Origin of the sequence: Klebsiella sp. YJ, from assembly GCF_002108615.1 — a bacterium.
GTDB classification, from domain to species: Bacteria; Pseudomonadota; Gammaproteobacteria; order Enterobacterales; family Enterobacteriaceae; genus Klebsiella; species Klebsiella planticola.
The window spans coordinates 1-9,249 of record NZ_MTEG01000065.1 but is presented as its reverse complement, the minus strand read 5'-3'; the positions used below and the strand labels follow the sequence as shown (position 1 = coordinate 9,249).

Sequence of the window (9,249 nt, the reverse complement as noted above, 5' to 3'; positions counted from 1 at the left end):
TAGGCTGATTCGATGTGTTTGCGGGAAAAAAATCGGCCCAGATCCGCGAAATTTTAATCAGCGAGTCAGCTTGGGAAGAAATGACCTGCTTATTCGCACCTTCCTTAACAAACCCATTGCCGCCAACCAATACAAATTTGATAACTGGCAGGTCCGCAATGATAATGCCATCGATATTACCCGTAGCGCCCACATCATCAGCATTGATCGTCGGGCATTAAACGATTTTCTTCATGGAGAAAATGTCACTTCCCATGTTTATCGGGACGGTTATACTAAAAAAAACATTATCAGCATGTTAACCCCGGTTTTTAAACATGGACAAATCAAAGGAATCATTGTCACCGATGTAAATATTGACGATTTAGCCACGGCCTTTTACACCGCGGACCGCCCGATACTCTGGCGCTTCCTGTCGCTGTACTTAACGGATGAAGTGACCGCCAGTGATATTTACTTTAACCGTTCGGCCATCAAATCGATTAATATTATACAGTACCAGGAACATTTAACTCCGATCTACTTACTAAATATAAAATTAGATCTTATTTATTTTATCATCGACAACTTATGGTTGGCATTTATCTACGTTATGAGCACCTGGCTACTTTGTCGCTACACCAAAAAACAAATGACACGCCATGCTGAACTGTCCAAAGATAATATTACTGACACGCTGACTGGCCTTTATAACAGAAAAATACTGAACGAGGCCTTGAGTAATAAAATCGACGCAATGCTGAAAAAGAACATTCCTGTTACGCTGGTATCTATCGACAGCGATGGTCTGAAAAGGATCAATGACACGCTCGGTCATGATATGGGCGATAAAGTCATCCAGTCATTAGGCCAGGCCATCGAGCAGTCCCTTCGTAAAAGTGACTATGGCATCCGTCCTGGCGGCGATGAGTTTCTATTAATTCTTATCGATACCGACTACGCGAAGAGCTTAGAAATCATCGCCCGAATCAAAGAAAACTTACGCCATACGGATAAAGACCCGCGGGTCTCATTTTCACATGGCAACTATCCATTAAAGCCAGGCGATTCTCTTGAGAGCGCGATCAAAAAATCCGATAAGCTGTTGTACGTTCACAAAAGAAATAAATATGGCGAAGCTGCGCAATAGCCGCTGCTTCGCCTCTGCGCAGGAGACCCTGTCCTTTCGGATCCCGTCGTCCAGTCTCTTGACCTCAGCAGAAAGGGACTGGAGCGGCATCGATCGGCGCCCGGGGCTTTGACGGGACCAGCAGACGATCCTGCGGGCGTTTAAAACCGATCGCGCGTCTGACAGATGATTGTATCCACTGGATTTTTTCAATGCTTTTAAAGAGTTAAAGAATTGCTGTATAATGACGTGCACTTTAACTAAAAAATGAGTGCGACCATGATTGATTTAACTTTGCCATTAACCGACATTCACCGCCACCTTGACGGCAATATTCGTGCCCAAACCATTCTCGATCTTGGCCGCCAGTTCAATATCCCCCTTCCAGCGACCTCGCTCGACACGCTGATCCCACATGTACAGGTCACCAGTAATGAACCCGATCTGGTCAGCTTCCTCGCCAAACTGGACTGGGGCGTAAAAGTTCTGGCCTCGCTGGAAGCCTGTCGTCGCGTTGCGTATGAAAACGTTGAGGATGCGGCGCGCAATGGTCTCCACTACGTTGAACTGCGTTTTTCGCCGCGCTATATGGCAATGACCCACCAGCTGCCGGTCGATGGCGTGGTTGAAGCGGTGATTGCCGGCGTACGCGAAGGCAGCCGCGATTTTAATGTCGAAACCCGCCTGATTGGTATTCTGAGCCGGACATTCGGCGAAGCGGCCTGCCAGCAAGAGCTGGACGCGCTGCTTGCCCACCGCGACGCTATTACCGCCCTGGATCTGGCGGGTGATGAACTCGGTTTCCCGGGCACTCTGTTTATGCAACACTTTACGTTGGCTCGCGATGCCGGCTGGCGTATTACCGTGCATGCCGGCGAAGCGGCCGGGCCGGAAAGCATCTGGCAGGCTATACGGGAGCTGGGAGCTGAGCGAATCGGACATGGCGTAAAAGCCGTCCAGGATCCGGCCCTGATGGATTACCTTGCGCAGCAGCGTATCGGTATTGAGTCCTGCCTGACCTCCAATATCCAGACCAGCACCGTGGCATCACTGGCTGAACATCCGCTTAAAACCTTCCTTGAACACGGCGTGCTGGCATCCATTAATACCGACGACCCGGCGGTACAAGGTATCGACATCATTCACGAATACACCGTGGCCGCGCCGGCAGCCGGCCTGAGTCGCGATCAGATTCGCCAGGCGCAAATCAATGGTCTGGAACTGGCGTTTCTCAGCAATCAGGAAAAAGCGGCGCTGATTCAGCGCGTGCAGCAGGCCTGACCCCCCGCCCGGCGGCCTCGCTGCCGGGCAGAGGCTTTAGATAAGACTCAGGGTGGCGCGATGTTTCGCCGACTCCAGACCGAGCTCAATCAACTCCATAATCTGAATCGCCTGGCTGGCAGGCACCGGATTTTCGCCGCTGCCATTGAGGGTGTCGCGAATGGCAGCATAGTACGCCGGGTAGTTACCCGGCAGAGTGAGCCAGTTTTCCGTCGTGCGCTCTTCCCCCTCAACCCGTGTCAGTACCCCGTCACGCATATCGTATCCCCAGTCCTCCTGCGGCAACCGCTCGCCATTTTTCAGCCGCTCCTCCTGCGGGTCCAGCCCATATTTAACATAGCTTGCCCGGGAACCGTGGACGATATACCGCGCGGTTTCTGCTGCCGCCAGTAGCGTGCCGTGCAACACCACCCGGCGCTGAGGATATGCCAGCACGGCGTGGAAATAGTCGGTCGCCTGGGCGCCCGGACGCAGCTGCGCCAAATCAACGCTAATACTGACCGGCAGGCCAAATAAATTGACGACCTGATCAAGAAGGTGCGGTCCCAAATCGTACCAGATTCCGCTTCCCGGGCCGCCCTGTTCGCGCCAGCGGTTACGAACCTCCGGACGATAGCGATCGAAGTGCGATTCAAAGTAGCCCACCTCGCCCAGCAGGCCTTCGTTAATCAGCGATTTCAGTGTCAGAAAGTCACTATCCCAGCGGCGATTATGAAAAACGGACAGCAGTCTGCCGCAGCGCCTGGCCACGGCCTCCAGCTCCCTAGCCTGTGACAGTGTCACGGTAAAAGGTTTATCCACGACCACATGCTTGCCCGCTTCCAGCGCCGCTTTTGCCAGCGGGAAATGGCTATCGTTTGGCGTAGCGATGACGACCAAATCAATATCAGGGTTGCTCAGTAAGTCTGCGGGTTCGGCCACCACGCTCACCTGGGGCCAGTCGGCCTGGACTTTCCTTTCATCGCTACTGGACACCGCGGCCAGCGTCATTCCCGGCGTACCGCTGATTAACGGCGCATGGAAAGTTTTACTCGCATATCCGTAGCCAATCATCCCCACCCGGATAGTGTCACTCATCTTGCAGCCCTCTCATTCAAGGATTTTTGCCCTCTGATAACTATAAGCCTCAATTGATTTATTAGCTTTGCTTATGCTTCTCAAGCGTTCACCTTTACAGCAATCGTGACAATACTCATCCGTCAGCCCTTGCGTTACTCTCACCATTTAGTAACATTTACGTCTGTTTTAACTTTTAATTTCAGGATTATGGCAAACGTTTTTAACCGAATTGTAGAACTTATTGGTTGGGTTGTATTTGGCGTTTCAGCCCTGCTTTTGGTTATCGCTCACCACATTGATAACTACCAATCCCCGCCTCCGGCTAATGCTGTGCAAACAAGCTCCCTGTCCCATTAGCCTGTCAGCCTCTGCTGATGCTAAACAGTGACCCACTTCGCAAGTGTGCAACCGGTTTCAGAAACCGGTTGCACACGGCTAAACGCATTCACTACACTCTCTTTATCATTCGATAAGGAGTTTTTCATGGCCGCATTTCCGCAACATTTTCTTTGGGGCGCCGCCACCGCAGCCTATCAGGTTGAAGGCGGTCACGATGCCGACGGTAAAGGCCCGTCAATCTGGGACATATACGCCCATCAACCCGGCGCGACATTCGAAAACACCAATGGTGATGTCGCCGTCGATCACTATCATCGTTTTCGCGAAGACGTTGCCCTGATGGCCGAAATGGGCCTGCAAAGCTACCGTTTCTCTATCTCCTGGCCTCGCCTGCTGCCTCATGGCCGTGGTGAAGTTAACGAAGCGGGCGTCCGGTTTTATAGCGATCTGATCGATGAGCTACTGGCTCACAATATCGAGCCGATGATTACGCTCTATCACTGGGACCTGCCGCAGGCGCTACAGGATGAAGGGGGCTGGGAAGCGCGAAGCACCGCCGAAGCGTTCGCCGAGTATGCCCGCTTGTGTTACGCGCGCTACGGTTCCCGGGTAAAGCTGTGGGCAACCTTCAACGAAACCATAGTGTTCATCGGACACGGCTATATTAACGGCTGCCATCCGCCGGCGGTGCGCGATCCGGCGCGCGCCATCCAGGCCTGTCATCACGTTTTTATTGCCCACGCGATGGCGGTGAAACAGTTTCGCGAAAGCGGTATCCATGGCGAGATTGGATTCGTGAATGTCCTGCAGCCGCATACGCCGCTCACCGACAGCGCAGCAGATCGCCAGGCCAGCGACATGGCGGACGCGATACATACACACTGGCTATACGATCCGGTGTTAAAAGGCCATTACCCCGAGTCGCTTTTACAGCAGGCCCAGGCCCTGTGGGGGGTCCCGCAGTTTGCTCCCGGCGATGACGCGCTGCTGCGCGACAACCGCTGCGATTTTATTGGTCTGAACTATTATCGTCGTGAGACCGTCTCAGCCCGACCTCAGGAGGGACTCAGCGGCGGTGAACCGGGCGTCGAAGGTCTGTTTTATTTCGTGCGCAACCCGCAGAGCACCTATACCGAATGGGGCTGGGAGATTTGGCCGCAGGGGTTAACCGACGGCATAATGATGATCAAAGACCGCTACGGCGATATTCCCATTTACATCACCGAAAATGGTTTAGGCGCAAAAGATCCGATTATTGATGGTGAAGTCGTTGACGATCCGCGTATCGACTATCTCAGCAGCCATATTAATGCGCTGGAAAAGGCCCTCGAAGCCGGGGCCGATGTCCGCGGTTATTATCCCTGGTCCTTTATTGATCTGCTGAGCTGGCTGAACGGTTACCAAAAACAATACGGTTTTGTGTATGTTGATCATCAGCAGGGGCTCGCCCGTAAACGGAAAAAGAGCTTTTTTTGGTATCAAAACGTGATTGCCAGCCGGGGCAAACAGCGTTAATCTTCTCTCCCAGGCGCCGCCCGGCGCCTGATTTAGCTCTAGAATATTCTTAAATTTCTTTTGACTACCTCAGGAATGAAATCATTTCTTGTCTTTAGTATTTACAACCTAAATAATTTCATCCGGCCCGTTAAGAAGGCACTGTTTGTTGAATGATGGTTTACCGACAGTTGTTAATATTCGACTTGTTTATTCCGATTATAAAATGGAAACGCAAATGACCGTTCAGGACTACTTATTAAAATTCCGTAAAATCAGCTCCCTTGAAAGCCTTGAAAAACTTTTTGACCATCTTAACTATTCTCTGACCGACACCGCGGAAATCGTCAACATGTATCGCGCTGCCGATCACCGCCGGGCAGAGCTGGTTTCTGGCGGTAAATTGTTCGATGTCGGGCAGGTTCCGAAATCCGTCTGGCGTTACGTGCAATAAAAACTGTTCTCCGCCATGCCAGTTGCTTATACTCCCGCTCTTAATTTTGATTGAATCCGGGAGAAATCATGTCTTCTCACTCTGCAGAACGTATCGGCGGGTGGCTGCTGGCGCCGCTCGCATGGCTACTGGTTGCTCTGCTTAGCACTTCGCTGTCGCTGTTAATCTTTGCTAATGCGTTGATGAGCTCCCGGACCTACGCCCTGCTGGCGGAGATGAGCACAGGGCACCTCCTGCTTTGGGTGGGGTCGCTGCTGTTCGCCCTCGCCATGTGGTACTATACCCTGTGGCTAACCATTGCGTTTTTCAAACGGCGAAGCATCGTACCAAAGCACTATATTATCTGGCTGCTCATCTCTCTGCTTCTGGCGATAAAGGCCTTTGCTTTTTCACCCATATCAGACGTGATGGCCATGCGCCAGCTGCTGTTTCCGCTTCTCGCCGCGGCGCTGTTAGTCCCCTATTTCAAACGTTCCGCACGGGTTAAGCGAACCTTCGTGAATTCGTAATAACCCCACAGTTAACCTGTTGTCGCCGGTATCGATTTATTCGATAATAGGCGGCTTTTTCTGTTTTCAGGTCGAGTTGATGGCTGATTATTTACTGCTCTTTATTGGTACTGTCCTTGTGAACAACTTCGTGCTGGTGAAGTTTCTTGGACTGTGCCCGTTTATGGGGGTTTCCAAAAAACTGGAAACCGCAATGGGGATGGGACTGGCCACCACCTTTGTGATGACGCTGGCATCAATTTGCGCCTGGCTGATTGATACCTGGATTCTAATCCCGCTTAACCTGATCTATCTGCGTACCCTGGCTTTTATCCTGGTTATCGCGGTAGTGGTGCAGTTCACCGAGATGGTAGTGCGCAAAACCAGCCCTGCCCTGTATCGACTGCTCGGTATTTTCTTACCGCTGATCACCACCAACTGTGCGGTGCTCGGCGTCGCGCTGCTGAATATCAACCTCGGGCATAACTTCTTGCAGTCCGCGCTCTACGGCTTTGCCGCCGCGGTCGGTTTCTCGCTGGTGATGGTTCTGTTCGCCGCTATTCGCGAACGCCTGGTGGTTGCAGATGTGCCTGCGCCGTTTCGTGGTAATGCCATTGCCCTGGTAACTGCCGGTTTAATGTCGCTGGCCTTTATGGGCTTTAGTGGTTTGGTGAAGTTGTAATATGAGTGCAGTCTGGATAGCCGTGATCGCCATTAGCCTGTTGGGGCTCATTTTTGGCGTGATTCTGGGATACGCCTCCCGTCGGTTTGAAGTGGAAGATGATCCCGTTGTTGAAAAAGTCGATGAGCTTCTCCCGCAGAGTCAGTGTGGACAGTGCGGCTACCCCGGCTGTCGTCCTTATGCCGAAGCCGTCGGCACTCAGGGTGAGAAAATCAACCGCTGCGCTCCTGGCGGTGAAGCGGTGATGCTAAAAATTGCCGCCCTGCTGAACGTCGACCCGCAGCCCATCGATGGCGATGAACAACAACTCGAGCCGGCACGCATGCTCGCGATCATTGACGAAAACAACTGTATCGGCTGCACAAAGTGTATCCAGGCCTGCCCGGTTGATGCGATTGTCGGCGCAACTCGCGCAATGCACACAGTGATGAGCGACCTTTGTACCGGCTGTAATCTTTGTGTCGCGCCCTGCCCGACGCAATGTATCGAGATGGTTCCTGTCGCGACGACCACTGAAAACTGGAAGTGGGACCTGCACACTATTCCAGTACGCAATATTCCTGTGGAACAACATGTTTAAGCTATTTTCCGCTTTCAGAAAAGATAAAGTCTGGGACTTCAACGGCGGTATTCACCCGCCTGAAATGAAAAGCCAGTCTAACGGTACGCCGCTGCGCCAGGTTTCCCTGCCGCAGCAGTTTGTGATCCCGTTAAAACAGCATATCGGCGCTGAGGGTGAGCTCTGCGTGCGGCCCGGCGATCGCGTACTGCGTGGTCAGCCGCTGACCCGCGGCTGGGGACGAATGTTGCCGGTTCATGCCCCGACCTCCGGTACCGTCAGCGCCATCGCGCCACACTCGACCGCACACCCTTCCGCCCTCGCCGAGATGAGCGTCATTATCGATGCCGACGGTGAAGACCGGTGGATTGAGCGTGACGGCTGGAGTGATTACGCAAACAAAACCCGCGAAGAGCTTATCGAGCGTATCCATCAGTTCGGCGTGGCCGGGCTGGGCGGCGCGGGATTCCCGACCGGCAGCAAATTACGCGGCGGCGGCGACAAAATTGAAACCCTGATTATTAACGCCGCTGAATGCGAACCCTATATTACCGCCGACGATCGCCTGATGCAGGATTGCGCGGCGCAAATTATCGCCGGCATCCGCATCCTGGCCCATATTTTACAACCGCGTCAGGTGCTGATCGGTATTGAGGATAATAAACCGCAGGCCATCTCGATGATGCGGGCAGTCCTTGCCGATGCTCACGGTATCGAACTGCGGGTGATTCCCACCAAGTATCCGTCCGGCGGCGCGAAGCAGCTGACGCAGATCCTCACCGGCAAACAGGTTCCCCACGGCGGGCGCTCGTCGGACATCGGTGTGCTGATGCAAAACGTCGGGACCGCCTATGCGGTTAAACGCGCGGTGATCGACGGTGAGCCGCTCACCGAGCGCGTTGTCACCCTCACGGGCGAGGCGGTTACCCGTCCGGGCAACGTGTGGGCGCGACTGGGAACCCCGGTTCGCCATCTGCTGGAAGATGCCGGCTTCTGCCCGAGCGCCGAACAGATGGTCATTATGGGCGGCCCGCTGATGGGATTCACCCTGCCGTGGCTTGACGTTCCGGTGGTCAAAATCACCAACTGCCTGCTGGCGCCCTCGGCAAGCGAAATGGGCGACCCCGAGGAAGAGAAAGGCTGTATTCGCTGTAGCGCCTGTGCGGATGCCTGTCCGGCCGATCTGCTGCCGCAGCAGCTGTACTGGTTCAGCAAAGGCCAGCAGCACGATAAAGCCACCGCCCATAACCTGGCCGACTGCATCGAGTGCGGCGCCTGCGCCTGGGTCTGTCCGAGTAATATTCCGCTGGTACAATATTTCCGTCAGGAAAAGGCCGAGATTACGGCTATCCGTCAGGAAGAAAAGCGCGCGGCGGAGGCCAAAGCCCGCTTTGAGGCCCGCCAGGCTCGTCTGGAGCGGGACAAAGCCGCTCGTCTGGAACGCCACAAACAGTCTGCTGTTCAACCGGCCGCGAAAGATCATGCGGCGATTAACGCGGCGCTGGCCCGGGTTCGCGAAAAACAACGCGATGCCGCCCAGCCGATCGTTGTCCAGGCCGGAGCAAAACCGGATAACAGTGAAGCGATCGCCGCCCGCGAAGCCCGTAAGGCCGAGGCCCGCGCCCGCAAGCTGGCGCAGCAGGATCAGCAAACGGGACAGCCTGCCACCGAGGCTGCTGACCCGCGTAAAGCGGCCGTTGAAGCGGCTATCGCCCGCGCGAAGGCCCGCAAGGCCGAGCAGCAGGCCGCCGCACCGGCTGACGTGCAGCCCGCCGCCGAAGCCGT

General features: G+C 54.2%; 10 protein-coding genes. 9 read left to right on the top strand and 1 reads right to left on the bottom strand.

All coding sequences use genetic code 11. The features are described 5' to 3' along the window. Both BV390_RS29670 and add read left to right on the top strand, forming a co-directional pair. Positions 1–1,129 (top strand): GAPES1 domain-containing protein (locus tag BV390_RS29670; RefSeq protein WP_085397622.1); only part of this gene is annotated, 1,129 nt, incomplete at its 5' end. Positions 1,130–1,387: 258 nt separating this feature from the next. After that, positions 1,388–2,389: an adenosine deaminase gene (gene add / locus BV390_RS29665; RefSeq protein WP_046852362.1), complete on the top strand. Its 1,002-nt coding sequence runs from the start codon at positions 1,388–1,390 to the stop codon at positions 2,387–2,389. A 36-nt stretch (positions 2,390–2,425) separates the two neighbouring features. Here add and BV390_RS29660 read toward each other — a convergent pair whose 3' ends face one another. After that, positions 2,426–3,466 (bottom strand): oxidoreductase, encoded by a 1,041-nt coding sequence (locus BV390_RS29660; protein WP_032696045.1) that lies wholly within the window; start codon positions 3,464–3,466, stop codon positions 2,426–2,428. Between the two features lie 189 nt (positions 3,467–3,655). Here BV390_RS29660 and blr point away from each other — a divergent pair, with 189 nt between their 5' ends. The 7 genes from blr to rsxC form a co-directional block, all read left to right on the top strand. After that, positions 3,656–3,805, top strand: coding sequence for a division septum protein Blr (gene blr, locus BV390_RS29655; protein WP_071999979.1), 150 nt, complete (start codon positions 3,656–3,658; stop codon positions 3,803–3,805). Positions 3,806–3,931: 126 nt separating this feature from the next. Continuing rightward, positions 3,932–5,302, top strand: coding sequence for a GH1 family beta-glucosidase (locus tag BV390_RS29650; protein WP_046852361.1), 1,371 nt, complete (start codon positions 3,932–3,934; stop codon positions 5,300–5,302). A gap of 217 nt (positions 5,303–5,519) precedes the next feature. Next, positions 5,520–5,735, top strand: a complete 216-nt coding sequence (gene ydgT / locus BV390_RS29645; protein WP_032687419.1) for a transcription modulator YdgT — start codon at positions 5,520–5,522, stop codon at positions 5,733–5,735. Positions 5,736–5,803: 68 nt separating this feature from the next. Next, positions 5,804–6,244, top strand: a complete 441-nt coding sequence (locus BV390_RS29640) for a DUF2569 domain-containing protein (protein WP_049265892.1) — start codon at positions 5,804–5,806, stop codon at positions 6,242–6,244. A 79-nt stretch (positions 6,245–6,323) separates the two neighbouring features. Then, a complete protein-coding gene (gene rsxA / locus BV390_RS29635) occupies positions 6,324–6,905 on the top strand; it encodes an electron transport complex subunit RsxA (RefSeq protein WP_004862649.1) in 582 nt (193 codons plus the stop codon). A 1-nt stretch (position 6,906) separates the two neighbouring features. Then, on the top strand, positions 6,907–7,485 hold the full coding sequence (gene rsxB / locus BV390_RS29630) for an electron transport complex subunit RsxB (RefSeq protein ID WP_047665009.1): 579 nt from the start codon (positions 6,907–6,909) through the stop codon (positions 7,483–7,485). Continuing rightward, the coding region (gene rsxC, locus BV390_RS29625; protein WP_139156021.1) for an electron transport complex subunit RsxC at positions 7,478–9,249 on the top strand (1,772 nt) is incomplete at its 3' end. The genes rsxB and rsxC, both read left to right, overlap by 8 nt.